General features: G+C 64.8%; 16 protein-coding genes and 1 pseudogene. 8 read left to right on the top strand and 9 right to left on the bottom strand.

Going from position 1 to position 21,107, the window contains the following annotated elements:
• Nucleotides 1–1,293: pseudogene (locus QZ266_RS00470) on the bottom strand (hypothetical protein); the annotation flags it as partial.
• A 206-nt stretch (nt 1,294–1,499) separates the two neighbouring features.
• Between QZ266_RS00470 and QZ266_RS00475 the strand changes: the two are divergent.
• Nucleotides 1,500–1,946 carry an energy transducer TonB gene (locus QZ266_RS00475; RefSeq protein WP_295690590.1) on the top strand — a complete coding sequence of 149 codons (447 nt, stop codon included), beginning with the start codon at nt 1,500–1,502 and terminating at the stop codon, nt 1,944–1,946.
• A gap of 293 nt (nt 1,947–2,239) precedes the next feature.
• Nucleotides 2,240–4,729: a PAS domain-containing sensor histidine kinase gene (locus QZ266_RS00480; RefSeq protein ID WP_295690592.1), complete on the top strand. Its 2,490-nt coding sequence runs from the start codon at nt 2,240–2,242 to the stop codon at nt 4,727–4,729.
• Nucleotides 4,730–4,771: 42 nt separating this feature from the next.
• Here the strand turns inward: QZ266_RS00480 and QZ266_RS00485 are convergent, their stop codons facing one another.
• Nucleotides 4,772–5,092 (bottom strand): 2Fe-2S iron-sulfur cluster-binding protein, encoded by a 321-nt coding sequence (locus tag QZ266_RS00485; protein ID WP_295690595.1) that lies wholly within the window; start codon nt 5,090–5,092, stop codon nt 4,772–4,774.
• A 103-nt stretch (nt 5,093–5,195) separates the two neighbouring features.
• Here QZ266_RS00485 and tsaE point away from each other — a divergent pair, with 103 nt between their 5' ends.
• From tsaE to trxA, 6 genes are all read left to right on the top strand, one after another.
• A complete protein-coding gene (gene tsaE, locus QZ266_RS00490) occupies nt 5,196–5,672 on the top strand; it encodes a tRNA (adenosine(37)-N6)-threonylcarbamoyltransferase complex ATPase subunit type 1 TsaE (RefSeq protein ID WP_295690597.1) in 477 nt (158 codons plus the stop codon).
• On the top strand, nt 5,659–6,759 hold the full coding sequence (locus QZ266_RS00495; protein ID WP_295690598.1) for a phosphotransferase: 1,101 nt from the start codon (nt 5,659–5,661) through the stop codon (nt 6,757–6,759). Before tsaE ends, QZ266_RS00495 begins: the two co-directional genes overlap by 14 nt.
• Nucleotides 6,756–7,469: a nucleotidyltransferase family protein gene (locus QZ266_RS00500; RefSeq protein WP_295690601.1), complete on the top strand. Its 714-nt coding sequence runs from the start codon at nt 6,756–6,758 to the stop codon at nt 7,467–7,469. The genes QZ266_RS00495 and QZ266_RS00500 overlap by 4 nt, the downstream gene beginning before the upstream one ends.
• Complete coding sequence (addB, locus tag QZ266_RS00505; protein WP_295690602.1) at nt 7,466–10,516, top strand: double-strand break repair protein AddB; 3,051 nt, start codon at nt 7,466–7,468, stop codon at nt 10,514–10,516. The genes QZ266_RS00500 and addB overlap by 4 nt, the downstream gene beginning before the upstream one ends.
• Nucleotides 10,513–14,064, top strand: a complete 3,552-nt coding sequence (gene addA, locus QZ266_RS00510; RefSeq protein WP_295690605.1) for a double-strand break repair helicase AddA — start codon at nt 10,513–10,515, stop codon at nt 14,062–14,064. Before addB ends, addA begins: the two co-directional genes overlap by 4 nt.
• 80 nt (nt 14,065–14,144) lie before the next feature.
• The gene (gene trxA / locus QZ266_RS00515) at nt 14,145–14,465 is read left to right on the top strand and encodes a thioredoxin TrxA (RefSeq protein WP_295690608.1); all 321 of its coding nucleotides are present in this window, start codon (nt 14,145–14,147) and stop codon (nt 14,463–14,465) included.
• Between the two features lie 78 nt (nt 14,466–14,543).
• On the opposite strand, the gene QZ266_RS00520 is transcribed toward trxA, so the two are convergent.
• From QZ266_RS00520 to trpB, 7 genes are all read right to left on the bottom strand, one after another.
• On the bottom strand, nt 14,544–15,560 hold the full coding sequence (locus QZ266_RS00520) for a S41 family peptidase (protein ID WP_295690610.1): 1,017 nt from the start codon (nt 15,558–15,560) through the stop codon (nt 14,544–14,546).
• 88 nt (nt 15,561–15,648) lie between these two features.
• Complete coding sequence (locus QZ266_RS00525) at nt 15,649–16,971, bottom strand: folylpolyglutamate synthase/dihydrofolate synthase family protein (protein ID WP_295690671.1); 1,323 nt, start codon at nt 16,969–16,971, stop codon at nt 15,649–15,651.
• Complete coding sequence (accD, locus tag QZ266_RS00530) at nt 16,967–17,902, bottom strand: acetyl-CoA carboxylase, carboxyltransferase subunit beta (RefSeq protein WP_295690612.1); 936 nt, start codon at nt 17,900–17,902, stop codon at nt 16,967–16,969. Before accD ends, QZ266_RS00525 begins: the two co-directional genes overlap by 5 nt.
• 50 nt (nt 17,903–17,952) lie before the next feature.
• Entirely contained in the window at nt 17,953–18,750 is a 798-nt protein-coding gene (gene trpA, locus QZ266_RS00535; RefSeq protein WP_295690614.1) for a tryptophan synthase subunit alpha, read from the bottom strand.
• A gap of 495 nt (nt 18,751–19,245) precedes the next feature.
• On the bottom strand, nt 19,246–19,530 hold the full coding sequence (locus tag QZ266_RS00540) for a BrnA antitoxin family protein (protein WP_291765863.1): 285 nt from the start codon (nt 19,528–19,530) through the stop codon (nt 19,246–19,248).
• Complete coding sequence (locus QZ266_RS15300) at nt 19,502–19,786, bottom strand: BrnT family toxin (RefSeq protein WP_366523997.1); 285 nt, start codon at nt 19,784–19,786, stop codon at nt 19,502–19,504. The genes QZ266_RS00540 and QZ266_RS15300 overlap by 29 nt, the downstream gene beginning before the upstream one ends.
• 59 nt (nt 19,787–19,845) lie before the next feature.
• On the bottom strand, nt 19,846–21,078 hold the full coding sequence (trpB, locus tag QZ266_RS00550; protein ID WP_295690620.1) for a tryptophan synthase subunit beta: 1,233 nt from the start codon (nt 21,076–21,078) through the stop codon (nt 19,846–19,848).
• Nucleotides 21,079–21,107 lie beyond the last annotated feature (29 nt).

Genomic DNA, 21,107 nt, shown 5'->3' on the forward strand with positions numbered 1-21,107 from the left:
GGCAGCGTCAGCCGCCGCGTCGGAGGCGGTCTCGTCTGCGACAGTGACTGCCGCGTCTGCCGCAGTGTCGGAGGCAGTATTGGAGGTGGTGTCAGAGGCCAGGTCGACTTCGTCAGTGGCCACGATTTCTGCGGCGTCTGCGGCAATATCTGTTTCCGCATCGCTGGTTGGCGCAGCTGGCAAAAGATCGTCCTGGGCCGGTGCCTCCACCTCGCCCGACCCGCCTTCGTCCTGGGCCGTTTCAACGGTGTCAGGTGTGTCAGGGGTGTCGGATGACGAGTCGTTGCTGGCTTCCGGTGCAGACTCGGTCTCGGCGCTCGCCTCAGTCGGCGCGTCGCTGACTTCGGCAGCAGCCGGCTCGTCACTGCCCTCGGCCGTTGCGGTGGCCGCAGCGATGGCGGCGCTCGCAATCACACCGGCCTTGGTGGCGTCGGATGTGTCGCTGGTGCGCACACCTTCCTGGGGCGGATTGCGCAGGGCGTGTTCGGCGAGGCGAGCCACACGGGCATTGAAACGCCCACCATCGCGAACGCGATTGATCAGGCCGCCCAGCATGAAGAGAAGCAGGCTGCCACCAATGACCGCGAGAGTCGGCAGGGCGGCGCCCAGAATGGCACCGGTCGCCAGTGCCAGGGTCGCAAGCGCCGGGATATAGACCAGGCGCCAGGAGCGTCCGAGGAAGCTGAGCAGGGCCAGAAGGCCAGCGCCGATGCCGATTCCCCACTCGGTCAGTTGATCCATCGGGATGAAGCCGAGCGATGCGAGCCCGTCCAGCAGGCCGGCAGGCAGGGCCGTCTCGAGACGCCAGCCCGACAGGCCAGGCAGGAATGCGGCGATCTCGGCGTAAACGTCAAAGGCCGGAATTGATGCCATCAGATTCCCATTGACCTCGGTCAGGAAGCCGTGAATGGCGGGCCAGACGGCGGCGATGGCGACCAGCGCCAGGGCCAGGACGGAGAGCCACCAATTGAAGCCACGGGTCACGCCCGAGCGGGCCAGAAGTCCGGTCGCATCCGGAGAGGCCCGCATCCAGGTGCCGCGCGTGTGATTGACGATGGCCGCCGGGCGCGAGCGCCGATTGGGTCCGGCCTGGACCCGCAAAACGCTGGCCGTATCCCCCGGCGCCAGCGCATTCGACCGCTCCAGAAGGTGGACATCATGTGCCATGCCATCCGTGTCGGTGACGCGGCCAGTCCCATCATCGGAGGCGGAAACCTCGCCTGACACTGTATAGAAATCGATCCGGCGGGCGCCGAAAGACTGCCCGGCATGCGCGGTCGGTAACAAAGACATGGCTTTACGCACCTCTAACAACAAATCACCCGTCCGATTGTCCCAAATCGGCAGGCCCCTCACCCGTTTCCGGTGAAGTCTACAAGTTTGATGCCGGAAATAGAACGGTCTTCATCAATTCTTCAGAAATTGTTCAACATCTGTTCCGCCGCCGCTCCGCTGAAAGCGTGCTTCCGTGTTCTCCGGCGAGTCGCTAGCTTGCCGTCATGCGAAGCTTGGTCGTCTGTTTCTGCCTTGTCCTGACTGCCTGTGGCGCGGTTCCGATGCCGGACCTGCCCGGTCTGACGCCGCCTGGGCGTGGCCCGTTCATCCCGCGTGACCAATTGCCGGTTCCGCCGAATGTCGAACGCATGATGGGGCCGGAGGATTGTCGGGGTTCGACCCTCGCTGCCGTGTCGGCGGCGCTACCGGATTATCCGGCCCGCGCCTGGGCGCGGGGTCGGCAGGGCTGGGTCGTGGTGCGCTTCCATGTCTATGCCGATGGCAGTGTTCATCGCGCCCGGGTCCATCGCGCGGTGCCTGACGGGCCGTTCAACCGGGCTACCGAGCGAGCGGTCTCGAACTGGGAGTTCGCTCCGCTGGACGGCGTGGACAGTCTGGAGAATTGCGTCGTCATGTTCGAATTTCGCGCCGGCGAAGTGCACATTCGCTGAGCTGAACGCAGTTTCCACATCTTCCTGCAGTGTGGCTGGGTCTGCCGTACGGACCAGACCGGGCGTCCCTCTGTTTGCGATATTGCAGGGCTGAGGCCCTGTGACGCCCCAATGCCGTCCCGCCGCCGCCCGGGCGCGGGCCTTGTTTTTCCCCACCTCTCTTCGCCAGGGTATATAACTTATTAGAGTTTTTAGCGGCCCGGGCATCGCCCGCGAGTCCAGTGGCCGGTATCATGGTGATTCGTGAGGGCCGCAAGCGATTTGGGGGCGGGTCCGCACCCAGGGCGACATTGATGACCGGACAGACATTTCAGTTCGTGACACTTGCTGTCACCGTCGGGGCCGTAGCCTTTGCTGTCGCTGTCGGCATCTGGGCCTTCAAGCTGACATCCGGTGCGCGTGGTGCACAGGCGCTCTGGCGTCGCAAACTGGCCGAACTCGAAGACCGCATCGCCCGGGCTGACAGCGTTTTCGGCGCGCATCCCGGCCTTGTCCTGGTCTGGGATCAACCGCCTTCAGACGAACCTGAAGCAGGGTGGGGTGAGCCGCGCATCTTTGGCTCCTCTGTCGCGCTGGCCTCGCTCTTGCGCTTTGCCGAGGCAAGCGACGGCCCCAACCCGGCCGGACTCCTCATGGAAGGGCTCGCCGATTATGAAGCCCGATCTGCCGGCGGCGATGAAACGACCCTGCGCCGCCGCTTCCAGGAGTTGACGCAGAAGGGTCAACCTTTCTCCCTGACCATTCTCGGCCCGAGCGGGCGCTTCCTCGAAGTCGACGGGCGCGCCGCCGGAATCCAGCTTGTGGTCTGGCTGTCCGATGCAACGATCCGCGGACTCGAGGAGTCCGGGGCACGGGGTCGGATCGAGGAGGCCCGCCGTCTGGTCTCCAAGGATCCGCTGGCCTTCCTCGACATGCTCGGTCGTGCGCCTTTCCCCGCTTGGCGGATGAATGCCAGCGGCCGGATGGAGTGGGCGAACCAGGCTTATGTGAAAGCCGTCGAAAGCGACACGATCGACGCCACGCTCGATCGCCAGATCCTTCTGGACGGGGCGATGTCCGAACTGGCCAACCGCGCGACCACTGCCGGTGAATCGGTGGAGGAAATGCGCATTGTTGTGGTCGACGGCGCCCGGCGCGGCCTGAACTTTCTGGTTTTCCCGGTCTCGGGCGGCGCGGCAGGCTTCGCCGTGGATGTGACCGATGGTGAGGAAGCCAAGGCAGCGCTCGCCCGCTTCCGTCGTGCCCATGATGACACCCTCAATCACATGGCCGAGGCCGTGGTGGTGTTCGATCGGTCCAAGCGCCTGAACTTTCACAACAAGGCATTCTCCAACCTGTTCAAGCTGGACGATGCCTGGCTCAATGAGCGGCCGGGACACGCCCAATTCCTCGACCGCATGCGCGAAAAGCGCCTTCTGCCCGAGCAGGCCGATTTCGGCGGCTGGAAGAGCGAGGAGCTGGCGCGCTATGACGCCCCGCCGAACGAGGAAACGCCGGACGAACTCTGGCCTCTGCCTGATGGCCGGACCCTGCGTGTCGCGCGCCAACGCCACCCGCTGGGCGGCCTCATGCTGATTTTCGAGGACAAGACCGACGAACTTGCCCTGCGTGCGCGCTACAACACGCTGATCAATGTCCAGCGGGCCACGCTCGACAAGCTGCACGAGGCCGTCGCGGTGTTCGGTGCCCATGGTCGTCTGCAGCTGAATAATTCTGCCTTCGAGGACCTGTGGGGCTTCGAGGCTGATGAGCTGGATGGTCAGCCTGATTTCGATACGGTGTCGGAGACCTGCGCTGCGCTGTTCACGGATGATCGCGTCTGGACCGACATCAAGGCCCGGGTCACTGATCCCAGCCCGCAGGCCCGCAAGCAGGTCACCGGCGAGATGCGCCGCGCGGACGGCCGGGTCCTGACCTATCTGACACGGCCGCTGCCGGATGGCGCGACGCTGATCTGCTGGGATGACGTCACCGATAGTCGCCGTATCGAGGAAGCCCTGCGCGAGCGCGCGGAGGCGCTGGAGACGTCGGAGCGCATCAAGACCGAATTTGTCGAGCATGTGAGCTATCAATTGCGCACGCCGCTGACGACGATTGGCGGGTATGCCGACATGTTGGCCCAGGGCTTTGCCGGTGAATTGTCCGATCGCCAGAAAGAGCCGATGTCGGCAATCCAGTCAGCCGCCGCCCATCTCGCGAAGCTGATCGACGATATTCTCGATGTTGCGGCGATCGATGCCGGCCAGCTCGAGCTGGAACTCGGCGATGTCGATCTGGGTGATGTGGCCCGTGAAGCCGCCGAGCTTATCGCTGCCCGAGCCGATCATCACGCGATCAAGCTGTCTATCGATGTGGAAGAGGAGCTGGGTCTGCTCCGGGCCGATCGCAATCGCCTGAAACAGGTATCGATGAACCTGCTCTCCAATGCGGTTCGTCATGTCGCGACCGGCGGTGCGGTGACGATTGGCGCGCGCCGTAATGGCGAGGACATCACGCTCTGGGTCCAGGATGATGGCGAGGGTATCGCGCCGGACAAACAGGCCAGCGTGTTCGACCGCTTCTCGCGTGGCGAGCGCGGCGGTGCCGGTCTTGGCCTGTCACTGGTCAAGGAAATTGCCGAACTGCACGGCGGCTGGGTCGAGCTTCAGTCCGAGCCGGAACACGGCACGCTGGTCTCCTGCCATCTGCCGCTGGAGCCCCGCAGCACGGCGGCCCCGCCCGAGCTGGATTTCACCAGCCGGGCAGCCACGCGACTGGCCGGAGATCGGGCTCGCGCCGAATAATCCGGGGCTTGCACTGACAGTTCAAGGCGCCGCGACGGGCAATCAGCCCTGGTTTTGCGGCATCCGCACGACCAGGCCGTCAAGCATGTCGGTGACCTTGATCTGGCAGGACAGGCGCGAGGTCTCCTGGACCTCCTCGGCAAAGTCCAGCATCGAGTCTTCCATCGTTTCACGCGAGCCGGTTTTCTCGGCCCAGGCCGGGTCGACATAAACATGGCAGGTCGCGCAGGCGCAGGCCCCGCCACAATCCGCGTCAATTCCGGGAACCAGATTGCGCACGGCGCCTTCCATCACGGTCAGTCCGGTGTCGACATCAATGACGTGTTCGGTTCCGTTGTGCTCGATATAGGTGATCTTCGGCATGCTTGTCTCCGTTAGGTCCCCAGCACATGAACAGCGTTCACGGTCGAGTCAAGATTCAGCCTCACCGCTTGCCGTGTCGGGCGGGCTTCGCTAAGCGCAATCCATGGGGAATTCGAACTCTGTTTCCTTGCCCGACCTGGCAGCCACGCAGGCCCTCGCAAATCGCCTGTCTGCAGCCTTGCGCGCCGGCGACACCGTCTTCCTGACCGGTGATCTCGGGGCTGGCAAGACGACGCTCGCGCGCACAGTCATTGCGACCCTGTGCGGGGTCGAGAATGCGCCCAGCCCGACCTATACGCTGATCCAGACCTATGAGGGTGTAAAAGGTGAACTCTGGCATGCCGATCTGTACCGGATCGAACAGGCCGGGGAGCTGGATGAATTGGGTCTGGAGGATGCTTTCGGGGACATCATCGTGATGATTGAATGGCCGGACCGGCTATTCGGCCTGGTGCCGGATGACCGGCTGGAAATCCATCTCGAAATGGCCGGGGATAGTCCGGGCGATGCGATGGACACACCGCGGCGGGCACGCTTAACAGGGTTCGGGGAGTGGGAGACACGCCTTGACGATATCTGACCGTAGCGCCGCGATGGCGGCTTTCCTGAATGCCGCCGGATGGGGTGATGCAGAGCAGCAGCCACTGCCCGGCGACGCTTCGACCCGGCGCTATGTTCGCCTGACCCGGGGTGAGGCAAAGGCCATGCTGATGGATGCGCCGGCCTCGGCGGAAGCGCCCGCCTGCCCGCCTGATGCAAGTCCCGATGAGCGGGTCGCGCTGGGCTATAATGCGGTGGCGCGTCTTGCGGGCGCCAATCTGGCCGCCTTCGCCGGTCTGGCCGACGCCCTGGGTGAGCGCGGATTTTCCGCTCCAACCATTCTCGCCAGCGATTTGGCGGAGGGCTTTCTCCTGCTTGAGGATCTCGGCGATGACCTGATCGCCCGCCTCCTGCCCGGGACGCTTCACGAAGGCACGCTCTACGGAAAGGCAGTCGACGTCCTCGCAGCGATCTACCGGTCCAGCTTTCCCGCGACGGTCGAGCGCGATGGCCAGTCCTGGCCACTTCTTCGCTATGACACAACGGCGCTGATGGCCGAGGCAGACCTGTTTCTCGACTGGTTCCTGGGCAAACATGTCGGTGCCGGGCTCGACGAGGCTGCGCGCGACGACTGGCACGCAATCTGGGCCCGGGCCTTCGAGCGTCTTGACCATTGTGCGCCAGGCCTGGTGCTGCGAGATTTTCATGCTGAAAACCTCATCTTCTTGCCCGACCGGGAAGGCGAGGCCGCGATTGGCCTGCTCGACTTCCAGGACGCGGTCATGGGGCATCCGGCCTATGATCTCGTCTCGCTGATCGAGGATGCCCGGCGCAATGTCGAGCGCAAGCTGGCGGTGCCGCTCAAGGCGCGTTTCATTGCGCAGGCCGGGATTGAGGATGCGGCCGGTTTCGACGCCGCCTACGCGGTCGTGGGCGCACAGCGTAATGCCAAGATTCTCGGCATCTTCGTCCGCCTCGCCATGCGTGATGGCAAGCAGAACTATCTCGACCTCCTGCCGCGGGTCGCGCGCCATTTCGTGGCCGATCTTCAGCATCCGGCCCTGATGCCCTTGCACATGTGGGTGAAGGCTCATGCGCCGCAGGTCTTCGCGGAAGCACACAAATGATCGAGATCCGCACTGCCATGGCGCTGGCCGCAGGACTGGGGACGCGTATGCGGCCGGTCACCAATGACCGACCCAAGGCTCTGGTCGAAATTGGCGGCAAGACATTGCTGGACTGGGCGCTGGACCGGTATGCGGCCGGCGGGGTCGAGCGCTGTGTGGTCAATATCCATCATTTTGCTGATCTGATGGACGCGCATCTCGCCACCCGCACCGGCGCCCCGGAGATCATCATCTCGGATGAGCGCGGTGAAGTGCTGGAAACCGGTGGCGGCGTGGTCAAGGCTCTGCCCGAGCTGGGCGCTGACCCGGTCTTCATTTCCAATATTGATGCGATCTGGGAGGAGGCTGGCGCCGCCTCGCTCGACAGCCTGCGTGCGGCCTGGGATGAGAGACGGATGGACGCCCTTCTGCTGATGGCGCCGATGGGCAATACGCTTGGCTTTGATGGTCCCGGTGACGCTTTCCTCGAGGGCGACGGGCGGGTCCGCTTCCGCGGCGAGGCGGCCAGCGCGCCCTTTGCCTACGCCGGCGTCCAGATCCTGCACCCGCGCGCCCTGCTCGGGCGCCCGGCGTCGCGTTTCTCGATGATGGAGGTCTGGCGTGTCCTGGCCAGTGCAGGGCGGCTCTACGGTGTCGTCTTGCCGGAATTCTGGATGCATGTCGGCGATCCGAACGCCCTGGCTGAGGCGGAAGCCCGGCTGGCGCGGTGAGTGAACGGCTTTTCGATACGTCCGGGCCCGGCCTTTACACCCTCCCGCCCCAGGCGGATTTTCTGCGGGCCATAGCGACCACGCTGCGGGAGTCTTTTGACGCCGCGGAAAACCCGGATGCGCTGACCCGGCTTCTCATTCTGACCCCCACGCGCCGGGCTGCGAAGGCCCTGGGTGATGTCTTTGCCGACCTGGCTGGCAATGGGGTCGCGCTTTTGCCACTCATCCGTCCGATCGGCGATGTCGACGTGGATGACCCGCCCTTCGAGCCAGGCGAGCTCGCCGGCCTGGCCGCGCCCGCGATCTCGCCGGAGCGGCGCCGCTACGAGCTGGCACGCCTCATCCTGGCCAAGGAACGCGCGCTGGGTCGACCGATCGGTGTCGGCGGCGCCCTGTCACTGGCTGATTCCCTCGCTGCTCTGCTCGATGATCTGGCGACCGAGGATGTCAGCGATCTCTCGACCCTGGACGAGGCGGTGGAGAGCTATCTCCCGGCCGACCGGCGCGAGGCTGTCGAGTTCCTCGATATCGTCCAGCGCGTCTGGCCTGCCCGGCTGGCCGAGCTGGGTCTGACCGATGCCGCCAGTCGGCGTTCCCTGGTTCTGCGTGAGCTGGTGGCGCGCTGGTCCCGAAACGCGCCGGACCATCCGGTCCTGGCGGTCGGCTCGACGGGCTCCATCCCCGCGGCGCGCGACCTTATGGCGGTGATCGCCAATCTGCCCGAGGGCGCGGTCGTCCTGCCCGGCTTTGACTGGGATGCCGATCAGTCGGCCTGGGACTCGATTGCCGACGATCACCCGCAATGGGCGATGAAGCGTTTCGTCGAGGAGTTGGGCCTGGCCCGGGAAGCGGTCAAGGCATGGCCAGGCGCGGCCGAGACCGCCGAGGCCGCCCGGCGGCGGCGTCTGATAGCCGAGGCCCTGCGTCCGGCGGATACCACGGATGAATGGCTGACCCGGATTGCCACGCTGACCGGCCAGTATGGCGATGACTTCTTCGCGGCGGGTCTGGACGGGTTGAGCCTGGTCGAGGCGCCGGACGAGATCACCGAAGCGCGGTCCTGCGCCCTCATGCTCCGCGAGACACTGGAAACACCTGACCGCACGGCCATCCTTGTGACGCCGGACCGCATGCTGGCACGCCGGGTCTCGGCTGAAATGCTCCGCTTTGGCGTTCGGCTGGATGATTCCGGCGGGGCAGCGCTGGCCGAGACGCCTGCCGGCGCGTTTCTCACCCGCGTGCTGGATGCCGCGAGCGATTGCGGGAGCGTCGTGGCGCTGACGGCCTTGTGGGGCTCTCCATTGTTCCGTGGCGGATGCGCGCGTGGTCAGGCTCATACCGTGCTGGCCAAATTCGAGGCCGAGGCCCTGCGTGGGGCCCGCCCCGGTCGGGACCTGGCTGCAGTCCGGGCGCGACTGGACGGAGAATTCGTCAAACTCTTCGATGCGGACCGGGCACAGATCGAGTCCATCCTGGACTGCCTGGAGACGGCGTTCGCCGGGCTTCTGAGTGATGAGGCCCGACCGGCGCGTGATTGGGCCCGGGCCCATGCAGAGGCCGCCGAGGCCCTGGCCGAGGATGGCGGTGACCGCGGTGCCGAGGCGGTGTGGTCAGGCGAGGGCGGTGAAGCAGCCGCCGGTCTTCTGCGCTCTCTCCTCGAGGAAAGCGAGGCCCTGCCCGCAATGCGTTTGCGTGATTACACCCAGGCCTTCGCGGAAATGTGTCGCGCCCGCCGTGTCGCGCCGCGGGTGGGTGTGCATCCGCGACTACAGGTCCTGGGCCCGCTGGAAGCGCGCCTGATTACCGCCGACCGGGTCATCCTGGCCGGGCTGAATGAGGGCGTCTGGCCGCCGGGGCCGGGGGCGGACCCCTGGCTGTCGGCCGGAATGCGACGACGGGTCGGGCTGGGCGCGCCAGAGCGGCGCTATGGGCTGGCCGCCCATGATTTTGCCCAGCTGGCTGCCGCACCCGAAGTGATCCTGACCCGGGCCCAGAAGTCTGAAGGCTCGCCGACCGTCGCCTCGCGCTGGCTGTGGCGATTGAAGACGCTGGCGCGTGGCGCGCTGGGCGATGGGGCCGCCGCGTCTTTTGCGCCGGATATCGATTATGTGGCCCTGTCGCGCGCCCTGGACGATCCCGCCACGCCGCCCCGCCCGGCCCCGCGTCCGACGCCCTGTCCTCCGGTCAGTGTGCGGCCGCGCCGGATGTCGATCACCGAGATCCGGACCTGGGTTCGCGACCCTTACGCCATCTATGCCCGCCATGTTCTGGGCCTGCGGCGCCTGGACCCGGCTGATATGCCGCCCGGTCCTCGCGAGCGGGGATCGGCGCTGCATGACGCGCTCGAAGCAGTCGTCCCGCGCTGGACGGAGGGCGTTCCCGATGATGCGGTGGCCCAGTTGCTGGCGGTGGCGGAGCCGCATCTCGAAAAGGTCGGCTTCGGCCCGGAAGACCGTGTCCTCGAGCGGGCCCGATTCGAGCGGGCAGCGCGCTGGCTGGTGGGATGGGAGGCCGAGCGCCGGGCGCGGGGCATTCGGCTCGACCAGGTCGAGATCAAGGGCCGGATGGGATTCGACGCCCCCGCTGGCGAATGGATATTGACGGGACGCTCGGATCGGTTTGATCGCCATCCGGACGGGCGGCTGGATATCATCGATTACAAGACCGGGTCCTCGGCGAGCGCCAAATCGATCAAGGCCGGCTTTGACCCGCAATTGCCGCTCACCGCTGCAATGGCACGTGACGGCGCGTTCGACGCGCTCGAGCCGGGCGCGCCATCGGGTCTCTACTACATCTCCCTGCCGGGCAATGCGCTGGGCGGCAAGGAGGTGCGGATCGACGGAGGCAAAATGCCCGAAGCCCCGGATTTCGCAGACCAGGCGGTCGAGGATCTGCGCCAGTGGATTGCTCGTTTCGATGACGAAACAATGTCCTATGGCAGCCAGATTCGCGCGCAATATGTAAATGATTACGGGGATTTCGATCATCTTGCCCGGCGTGGGGAGTGGGCATCGGCCGCGGGCGAAAAACCGGAGGGCAGCGAATGAGCGGGGCCTGCTTCGATCCGGACATCCGACAAGCGGCGAGCCAGGCCCAGCAGCGCGCTGCGCGGCCGGAAGCCAGCGTCTTTGTCGAGGCCAATGCGGGTTCCGGCAAGACCCGTGTCCTGGTCGACCGCGTCATCAATCTCCTGCTCGACGACAACAAGCCCGAGGCCATTCTCTGCGTCACCTATACCAAGGCTGCCGCGGCCGAGATGAAGGAGCGCCTGTTCAAGCGGCTCGGGGACTGGTCGGTCACGCCGGACATGGTGCTGGCGCGTGAATTGAAGGATCTGCTCGGCCGCGACCTCAAGCCCGGCGAGGCGGACAAGGCCCGCAAACTCTTCGCCCAGGCGCTTGAAACGCCCGGTGGTCTCAAGATCCAGACGATCCATGCCTTCTGTGAAAACCTGCTGCGCCGCTTCCCCCTGGAGGCGGGTGCGCCGCCCGGCTTCGAAACCCTGGATGATGCGGCGGCCGGTCAGGCGATGGAGGCGGCCCGCAAGGCCGTTCTGTCGACCTTGTCCGCGCAGGACGTCGCTACGCTGATCGAGGTGGGTGGGCCGGATGCGCTTGCCGTCATCCTGCGTTGGGCGCGCTCGAACCGCCATGACTTCGCTGCCAGTATCGCGAATGCCGGCGGTCTTGCAGCGCTGGAAGCACAGCTCTGGTCGGTACTGGACCTGCCAGTCGATTGCGATCCCGAAGACCTCAAAAGGGATGTCATGGCCGCCATGCCGCGCCCCGAGGTCGAAGCGGCGGCCCATGCGATGTGCCATGAGGGCTCGCCCAACGATATCACGCGCGGCGATATCCTCAATCTTGCGCTCTCGGCGGGCACGCCGGACCTCGCCTTCGACACTTACCTCACCGCCTTTTTTACCGATAAGGGCAAGGGGAGTCGGGCGAAGAGTCTCGCGACAAAGTCTATCGCCACCCGTTTTCCGCATGTTCTCACCTTGCTGGAGGTCGAGGCGGCTCGACTTGAGGCGGCACGGGATATGATCCAGCGCGCCGCGCTTGCTCAGGGCAGTGCGGTGGCGCTGGCAGTCACGGCACGCTTCGTCGAGGCCTATGATGCGGCGCTGGAGCGCGCGCGGGCGCTTGACTTTGACGATCTGGTGCGGCTTGCCGGTCGGCTTCTGGGGCCGGACAACCCGTTTTCGGGATGGGTTGGCTACAAGCTGGACGGCATGCTGGCCCATGCCTTGATCGATGAAGCGCAGGATACCGCGCCCCAGCAATGGGACATGATCCGGGGGCTGACCGGGGAATTCTTCGCTGGTGAAGGGGCTGTCGAGCAGGGTCGGACGCTCTTCGTGGTCGGTGACGAGAAACAATCCATCTATTCCTTTCAGGGCGCCGAACCGGCCCGTTTTCTCGACGAGGGCGACCGTCTCGCGGCGTCGGCTGCGGCGGCGGGGCTGCGCTTTGAGCGACCGGGCCTGGATGTTTCCTTCCGTTCAGCGCCGGAAATCCTCGTCGCGGTGGACCAGGCCTTCTCGGCGCGCCTGCCGGCGCCCGAGACAAAATTCCAGGCGGGAGCGACGGATCTGCCCTTCGCGCGTTATCAGGGGCACCGAGCCGCGCGTTCGGGTACACCGGGCTGCGTGGAGATATGGCCGGCCATCCCGAAGCCCGGCCAAGTCGAAGAGACATCCATTTTCGACCCGGTCGATTTGCAGGCCCGCGGCAATTCCCGCGACCTGCTCGCCCAGACGGTGGCGGGTGAGATCGCCGACATGCTCCATCGCGGCGATGCGGTCTGGGAGGAAAAATCGGGGCGTTTCACGGCGCGGCCGGTGCGACCCTCCGACATTGCCATTCTGGTCTGGCGGCGAACCGGCGGGTTTTTCGAGGAAGTCATCCGGCAGCTCAAGCTGAAAGGTGTCCCGGTCGCAGGCGCCGATCGCATGGTGCTGCGCGAGCAGACCGCCGTGAAGGACATGCTGGCCCTGGGTCGTTTTGCGATGACATCGGGGGATGATCTTGCCCTGGCAGAAGTCCTGCGCTCGCCTCTCTTTGACCCGATCGACCCGGATCAGCCCGGGATTGATGAGGCGGCACTCTATGATCTCGCTCGATCGCGCACGGATCTGAAGCGCCGCGGGACATTGTGGAACGCACTCTTCACCAGCGGGGACAAGCGCTTTGCCGATGCCTGCCAGGCGTTGACCACGCTGCGAGACCAGGCCGACAAGGCGCGGCTCTATGACCTCTTCACCGGCTTTCTCAATGCCCGTACGCCAACCGGCGAGACGCGGTGGGCGCGCATCTATGCCCGCCTCGGTGAGGAAGCGCGTGACCCATTGCAGGAATTCCTCGCCCGTGCGCTTCAGCATGAGCGCGAGGAAGGCGGGGCTCTGGCGAGCTTTGTGGCACGTATTGAGGGCGAAGAGACCCAGATCAAGCGCGAGATGAGCCCGGACCGCGACGAGGTCCAGGTGATGACCGTCCATGCCTCCAAGGGGTTGGAGCGTCCGGTGATCATTTTGCCTGACACGACCCGCAGCCCGCTCACCGGCAAGAGTGACCCGGTCTTCGCCCATCCGGACTGCGGTCTGCTGTGGTCGCCGCGCAAGGCCGAGGACCCGGATGTGGTTGCAGCGCTGCGCATTGAGGCCCAGAACCGGCAGCTGGCCGAGCATGGTCGGCTTCTCTATGTCGCCCTCACCCGGGCCCGCGATCGACTGATCGTGTGCGGCTGGCGCCAGGGGCAGGGTGATACAGGCAAAATTTCGGACGATAGCTGGTACAAACAGCTCTCCGATGCCTGGCAGGGCGAGGGCTGGGAGGCGATTTCCACGCCGGTTGAGGCCGTGGTCGAAGATGCAGGCGCCGGTCTGCGTTTCGGGTCGGCACCCATTGCTCTGGGCCGGGCCACGGATGCCGCCGGTGAGCGTGCGGCCATACCTGGCTGGGCGTCCTCTGCCGCGGGGCTCGAGGACGGGCAGATCCGCAGCGCCGCCCCGTCCAGGCTTCTGGCAGACGAGGATGCCGAACCCGCTGTTCGCTCACCGCTGGCGGATCCTGGCGGGCATCGTTTCCGTCGCGGGGATGTGATCCACAAATTGCTCCAGACCCTGCCCGACCTGCCGCATGAGCGGCGCGAGGCGGCGGCGACGCGTTTCCTGTCGGCCCAGCCCGACATCGCCGCGGCGGACCGGGCTCAGATCGTCACCGAAACACTGGGCATTCTCGATCATCCCGAGTTCGCGCCATTGTTCGGACCGGACAGCCGGGCCGAGGTCGCCCTTGTCGGCCATGCGCCGGGCCTTCCGGCCAATACAATCATACGCGGACAGGTCGATCGGCTGGTCGTGACGGAAGGCGAAGTCCTCATCATCGACTACAAGACCAACCGTCCACCGCCGAGCGAGCTTGCTGCAGTGGCGAAAGTTTATCTTGGTCAGATGGCGACGTATCGCGCCCTTTTGCGGGCGGTTCATCCCGGAAAATCCGTGCGTTGCGCCCTGCTCTGGACGGACGCGGCGCGATTGATGGCGCTTCCGGACGCAGTTCTTGATGACATCTTCGACGCGGGCGCGGCTTGACGCGGGGGCTCGCCCCCCCTACCTCACGCGCCATCAATTGAGTCCGCCCCCGCGGATTCGTTCCAGCAAAGGAGTGTCCCATGGCGACCAAAGCGGTCAGCGATGAATCCTTCGAGAGTGACGTGATCAATGCCGCCGGCCCAGTCCTTGTGGACTTCTGGGCAGAATGGTGTGGTCCGTGCAAGCAGATATCCCCGGCGCTCGAAGAGATCGCCGAAGAAATGTCCGGCGCATTGACGGTGGCCAAGGTGAATATCGACGATCACCCGATGACGCCCGGCAAGTACGGCGTACGCGGCATTCCGACCCTGATGATCTTCAAGGACGGCCAGGTCGTCTCCACGAAGATCGGCGCCATGGCCAAGGGCAAGATCTCGGAATGGGTCCAGGAAACGCTCTAGGCGCGCCCTGCCTCACGGACACAAGAAAGCGGGCCCTCCATGTGGAGGGCCCGCTTTTTTCTGCGACGCGCAAGAGGTTCAGTCGTCGTTGATGAGATCGAAGGCCACATCATCGGCCTGATCCGCCTCGGCCCGGATATCGGGCGTCACGCCAATGCCTTCGATCCGGCCGTGCGCGACCGAATAGTAGTCCGCAATCGGCAGCCAGAGCTGCAGGCCCTCCGGCAGGTCAAACACGGTCTGGGACAGCATTTCTCCGGCGGTCTGCTCGCCAATCAATGTGGCCCGCCCGGAGGCTTTCAGGGCGTCGGCGGCCATCTCGGCCGCGCTGGCAGTCGTCTCGCTGATCAGGACATAGACCGGCCCGTCATAGCGGTGCTCGGAGACCGGTTCGAAACGGATGGGTGTCAGGGCATTGATCTGGACGGCGTGCCAGAAGGAGCGCAGCGACCAGCCTTCCCAGGACGGGATGCCGGCGATATCGGCCGCGGTGGGCGTGCGATCATGCGCGGCGCTCCACGGCTGGGACGCGAAGATGCCCGCTTCGAGCGGCTCGGCCAGCACGTGGCGGACAAGCGGAAGCACTGCGAAGGCGCCGCCGCCATTCTCGCGCAGATCGATCACCAGCGCTTCGGCGCCCCGCGCAGCGATCTCGGCATAGGCCGCCTGGATTTCCTCGATCGTGTCCTGTCCCATCATGGTGGTGACGGTCAGGATCGCTGTTTCGCCCTGCCAGTTGAGCGTGGCGCCGCCTCCGCCGATGCGAAGCGTGTCGACATGGGCCGCCATCTGTTCGGCGGTGCCCCGGGCTTCCGACAGGTTGACGTGGGAGAAGGGGGCGTCGGCCCAGATCGCGTGAAAGCCGCTGAGGAAATCGGCGCGGTTTGAGGCCTCGGCCCCGTGTTCCAGCATGGCGGCCTCGACGGCTTGATAGGCCGGGGCATCCAGCTCGTCGGGATTATAGTGGTGGTCCCGCATCAGCCTGGTGATGGCGCTGGCGACCGGCTGCATGTCGGTCCTGTCCGGCTGGGGTTCGGCAGGGGTCGCGGCTTGAACCAGCGCCAGAAGGCCGGCGGCCATGAATGAGTGAATCATGAAACAGTGTCTCCAAAGGGCGCCCGAGCCCGTTGAGGACAGGATGCATCCGGGACCGGTTTTGGATGCGGCAATGCTGACCTGGCAGTCAGCCCGGCGTGATGTGCGGAGGTTCGTCGCCCAGGGCCAGCGCTTCGCCGACCAGATAGAGCGAGCCGCTGACCAGGATACGCGGTGAGGGTGTTTCCTTGACCGCATTCTTCATTGCCGGGATCAGTCCGGTGGCGGAACAGGCATCGAGCCCGGCGCGCCTGGAGGCTTCCACGACGGTGTCCACCGGCTGCGAGCCACCACGGCCGGATTTGAACTCTACAGCGATCAGGCGCCGGGCCAGGCCGGCGAACTGGCTGCACCAGGCCTGGACATCCTTGCCCGGGGTGAAGCCGGCAATGATGACCAGCGGCCGGTCCTCGCGCTCATCCATGTCGGCAAGGGCGTGGGAGAGGGCCTTGGCTGCCGCCTCATTGTGACCGCTGTCGAGCCAGAGCTCGGCCTCGACGGTACGGGCGATATCGCCGATCGGGCCGGTCGAGACGCGTTGCAGTCGTCCGGGCCAGCGCGCATCGCCAATCCCCTTGGCGACGGCTTCCTCGGGCCATTGCAGCACAGCAGCACAGGCCGCGGCGGCGCCGGCATTGAGGATCTGGTGCGGGCCGAGCAGGCCCGGCGCCGGCAAATCCCAGACCTGGGTCTCATTCTCGAAGACCAGCCGTCCGTGCTGCATGTAGGCATTGTAGTCGCGGCCCCAGACATAGGTCGGCGCGCCGACCTTCTGGGCCTCGTCGAGGATGGCGGCTTCGGCGACATCGCCCTGGCTGGCGACCACGGCCGGAATACCGAACTTGCAGATGCCGGCCTTGATGCGGGCAATGTCGGCGAGCTCGTCGCCCAGGAATTCCTGATGGTCGAGGCTGACCGGCGTGATCACGCTGAGCGCCGGCTTGGCAATGACATTGGTCGCGTCCAGCCGTCCGCCCATGCCGACTTCAAGAATGAGCCGGTCGGCGGGGTGTTCCGAGAAGAGCAGGAAGGCGGCCGCGGTTGTGATCTCGAAGAAGGTTATGGGCTCGCCGAAATTGGCGGCTTCGCAACGGGCGAAGGCCTCGATCAGCGTGCGGTCATCCACCGGTCTGGAATCGAGCAGGATACGCTCGTTGAAATTGACCAGATGGGGTGAGGTATAGATATGGACGCGCTCGCCCTTGGCGCGGGCCATTTCGGCCAGGAAGGCGCAAATCGAGCCTTTGCCATTGGTCCCGGCGACATGGATGGTCGGCGGCAGGCTGTCCTGCGGTGAGCCGAGTGCGGCCAGCAACCGCTGAAGGCGGCCCAGGGAGAGATCAATTTTCCGGGGGTGCAGGCGCGCAAGGCGCGCCAGCGCGTCGTCGAGGGCTTGTCGACGCGTGCTAATGGCTCCCCCCGTCGGTCACCACATGATCAGGCGGCGGCGGGGTGAGGGAGGCTGGCATGGAGGTGCCGGGCTTTTTCATCATGACCCTCAACATCCGGGCCAGTGTAGCGGGAATGTCGGAGCGATGCACGACTTTGTCGACCATGCCCTTTTCCAGCAGGTATTCGGCGCGCTGGAATCCTTCCGGCAGTTTTTCGCGAATGGTCTGCTCGATCACGCGCGGACCGGCGAAACCGATCAGGGCGCCCGGCTCGGCAATATGGACATCACCCAGCATGGCGTAGGACGCGGTCACGCCGCCCGTGGTCGGATCGGTCAGGACCACGATATAGGGCAGGCCGGCTTCGCGCAGCATGTCGACGGCCAGCGTGGTGCGCGGCATCTGCATCAGCGACAGGGCGCCTTCCTGCATGCGCGCACCGCCGGCGGCGGTGAAGACGATGAGGGGCGCCTTGCGCGACAGGGCAAGTTCGGCCGCCTTGATGAAGCTCTCGCCGGCTGCCATGCCGAGCGAGCCGCCCATGAAGGCGAAATTCTGGACCAGGGCGACCGCATCGAGCCCGCCGATCTGGCCGTGCGCGATCGCCATGGAATCATCGCGCCCGGTCTTCTTGCGGGCTGCGGCCAGACGGGTCGTATAAGGCTTGTCGTCGCGGAATTTGAGCGGGTCCTTGGCCACTTCCGGCGTGTCGACCTCGGTGTAGTCGCCGTCAAAGGTGAACTGGAAACGATAGGCCGGGGTGATCCGCATATGGTGACCGGCCGGGGTCACAAACATCCCCGCTTCCAGATCCTTGTGGAAGACCATCTCCTTGGAGATCGGGCATTTGACCCAGAGATTGTCCGGCGTGTCGCGCTTGGAAAAGATTTTCGACATGCCCGGCGGCGTGATTTTCGACAGCCAGTTCAATCCGTTCGACTTCTCGGTCATCGTGTCTTCCGTACTCTGCAGCCCGAAGGCCTGTCCCTTGACCCGAAGGTCTAGTTTTTCCGGCTTCGGGCGGTATGCACCGCCGAGGCCAGTCGTTTCACCAGGCCGGTTGCCCCGTCGACACCGCCCTCATGCATGGCGTCGACAATGGCCGATCCGACCACGACAGCGTCGGCCCGCTTGGCGATCGCTTCAGCCTGCTCAGGCTCGCGAACGCCAAATCCCACCGCAACTGGCAGGCCGGACGCGGCCTTGACCCGGTCGACAGCGGCGCCAACCTCGGTGACCACGCCGGTTCCGGCCCCGGTCACCCCTGTCGTGGAGACGTAATAAACGAAGCCCGCCGTATTTGCGACCACAGTGGCCAGACGGTCATCATCGGTGGTCGGGGTGGCCAGGCGGATCAGGGCTATGCCCTGCTTGGTCAGCGCCGTGCGCAGCTCATTGTCTTCTTCCGGCGGGATGTCGACACAGATCAGCCCGTCCACACCGGCCTTGGCAGCGGCCTTGGCGAAGGTCTCCCAGCCCATCGAGAAGATCGGATTGGCATAGCCCATCAGGACCAGCGGCGTGTCCTTGTCCCGCTTGCGGAATTCGGTGGCCTGGGCGAGCGTTCCCTTCAGCGTCATCCCGGCGTCCAGCGCCCGCAGCGCCGAGGCCTGGATGGACGGGCCATCTGCCATCGGGTCGGTAAAGGGCATGCCCAGCTCGATGACATCGGCCCCGGCAGCGGGCAGCGCATTCAGCAAGCCCTGGCTGTCGCCATCGCCGGCCATCATATAGGCGACAAATCCGGCACGATTATAGGCGGACAGCTCCGCGAAACGGGTGGTGAGGCGGTTGGTCATTCTTGTCCCGTCAAAGGTTGGAAGGTCGGGCAGGTTGAGGAGCGATAAAGTGTATAGGAAAAAACGGTGCCGTCGGATTGGGCGTGTCCGGTCGCCTGAAACACTTCTTCGCAGATTCCGGATGTAGAGTTGCGTGTCGCAAGGGTCCGATTTCTCGAGGTTTCGTTGATAGTCCAGCCTTCATCTTGGAGGGCTTGCCGGTGAAAATCCATGACGGACGCCGCTTGGGTGCGGGGATAATACAATGTGTCGAAATGGAAGCCTGACAGTGTTTCAGCTTGCGTGTCATACGGAGGGTTCATTCCGTTGTCCGGAGCCCGCAAGTATCCGCCAAAAATGTTGCTAGGGTCAGTCCAGGCGTTGTCCTGTAGCCAGAGCGCCGAAGTCAAAAGTAATGTTGCTATCAAGGCGTGCCCCCTCGGCTGATCGGATGCGGTTGCGCCGCGTGATCAGTTCGACCGCGGACGGTTGCCAAGAGGTTGGATATGAGCAAACTCAAGCCCGTTTCTTCTTCGCATCCACAAAGGCCCGCAGCACGGCATTCATGCGCGTCTGATAGCCTTTTCCGCTCTCCTTGAAGAAGGCAATGATGTCGTCGTCAAGGCGCAAGGTGATCTGTTTCTTTGCAGCTGGCATGCGGAGTTCGGCTTTGGCGAACCAGGCCTCGTCCAACTCGGGAATGTCGGAATAGTCGATATCCTCGTCCGGCATGTTCTCAATCTCGGCGATCCGTGCTTCGGAGACATGGATGTCACTGAGCTTCTTTCGGATAGTGGCCATGATAGAGCGCCCTTTCTTTCTTGTTGGCCCGCCTTGCCGAAATGAGGCGAGTGCGGCCCTGCCGGTCGGTATGGACAATGGCGACGATAGCGCGGCTTTTGATGAGGCCAATCGATACTTCGCGAAGTTCGCCATAGTCCATTCGGTCATCGACGATTGTGAAGACCGGTCCGTCAAAAGCCTGGATGGCTTCCTCGAAGCTCAGCTTGTGCTTGGCGATATTCGCCGCGTTCTTCGCTGAATCCCATTCGAACATGGATGATTGTAACTACAATTGTCATTACAATCAAGTGCGCTGCCGGGAGAAACGCTAAACTACAACTCCACCCCCAGCATTCGTGCAACTTGCGGGACGTCCTTGTCGCCGCGGCCGCACATATTCATCAGGATGATGCCGTCCGGGCCGAGCTCGTGCGCGAGATCGCGGACGCGGGCGAGGGCGTGGGCGGGTTCCAGGGCCGGGATGATCCCTTCCAGCTTGGTGCAGAGCTGGAACATTTCCATCGCCTCCTCATCGGTGGCGGAGACATATTCGGCGCGCTTCATGTCGTGCAGGAAGGCGTGCTCCGGGCCGATGCCGGGATAGTCGAGACCGGCCGAGATGGAGTGGGCGTCGATGATCTGCCCGTCATCATCCTGCAGGAGATAGGTCTTGTTGCCGTGCAGGATGCCGGGGCGTCCGCCTTTCAGGGAGGCGGCATGCTTGCCGGTCTCAACGCCATGGCCGGCGGCCTCGACGCCGATCAGGCGAACCTCCTCATCCTCGATGAAGGGATGGAAGAGGCCCATCGCGTTCGAGCCGCCACCGATACAGGCGACGCAGGCATCGGGCAGGCGGCCCAGCCGGTCCATCATCTGGGCCCGGGCCTCGCGTCCGATGATGGACTGGAAGTCGCGGACCATGGCCGGATAGGGGTGCGGTCCGGCGACTGTGCCGATCACATAGAAGGTGTCGGACACATTGGTGACCCAGTCCCGCAGCGCCTCATTCATCGCGTCCTTGAGTGTGCCCGTGCCGGAGGTCACCGGGATTACCTCGGCGCCCAGCAGTTTCATGCGGAAGACATTCGGGGCCTGACGCTCGACATCGGTGGCGCCCATGAAGACAGTACAGGGAATGCCGAAACGCGCCGCCACGGTCGCGGTCGCCACGCCATGCTGGCCGGCGCCGGTCTCGGCGATGATGCGCGTCTTGCCCATGCGCTTGGCCAGGAGGACCTGGCCGAGGCAATTATTGATCTTGTGGCTGCCGGTATGGTTGAGCTCGTCGCGCTTGAGCCAGATCTTCGCGCCGCCAAAATTCTCGGTCAGGCGTTCGGCGAAATAGATCGGGCTCGGCTTGCCGACATAGTCCTTGAGGAAGAGGTCCATCTCGGCCTTGAAGCCGGGGTCCGACTTGGCCGCCCCATAGGCTTTTTCAAGTTCGAGAATGTTCGGCATCAGGGTTTCGGCGACGAAGCGGCCACCGAAATCGCCAAAGCGGCCATCCACATCCGGCCAGGCCGAAAGCGCATTCGGTCGTGTGTCGGCAGAGGCGGTTTCGCTCATGGCACGCTCCTTGTGCGCTGGGGTGGGGC

Origin of the sequence: uncultured Maricaulis sp., from assembly GCF_905480005.1 — a bacterium.
Taxonomy (GTDB): Bacteria; Pseudomonadota; Alphaproteobacteria; order Caulobacterales; family Maricaulaceae; genus Maricaulis.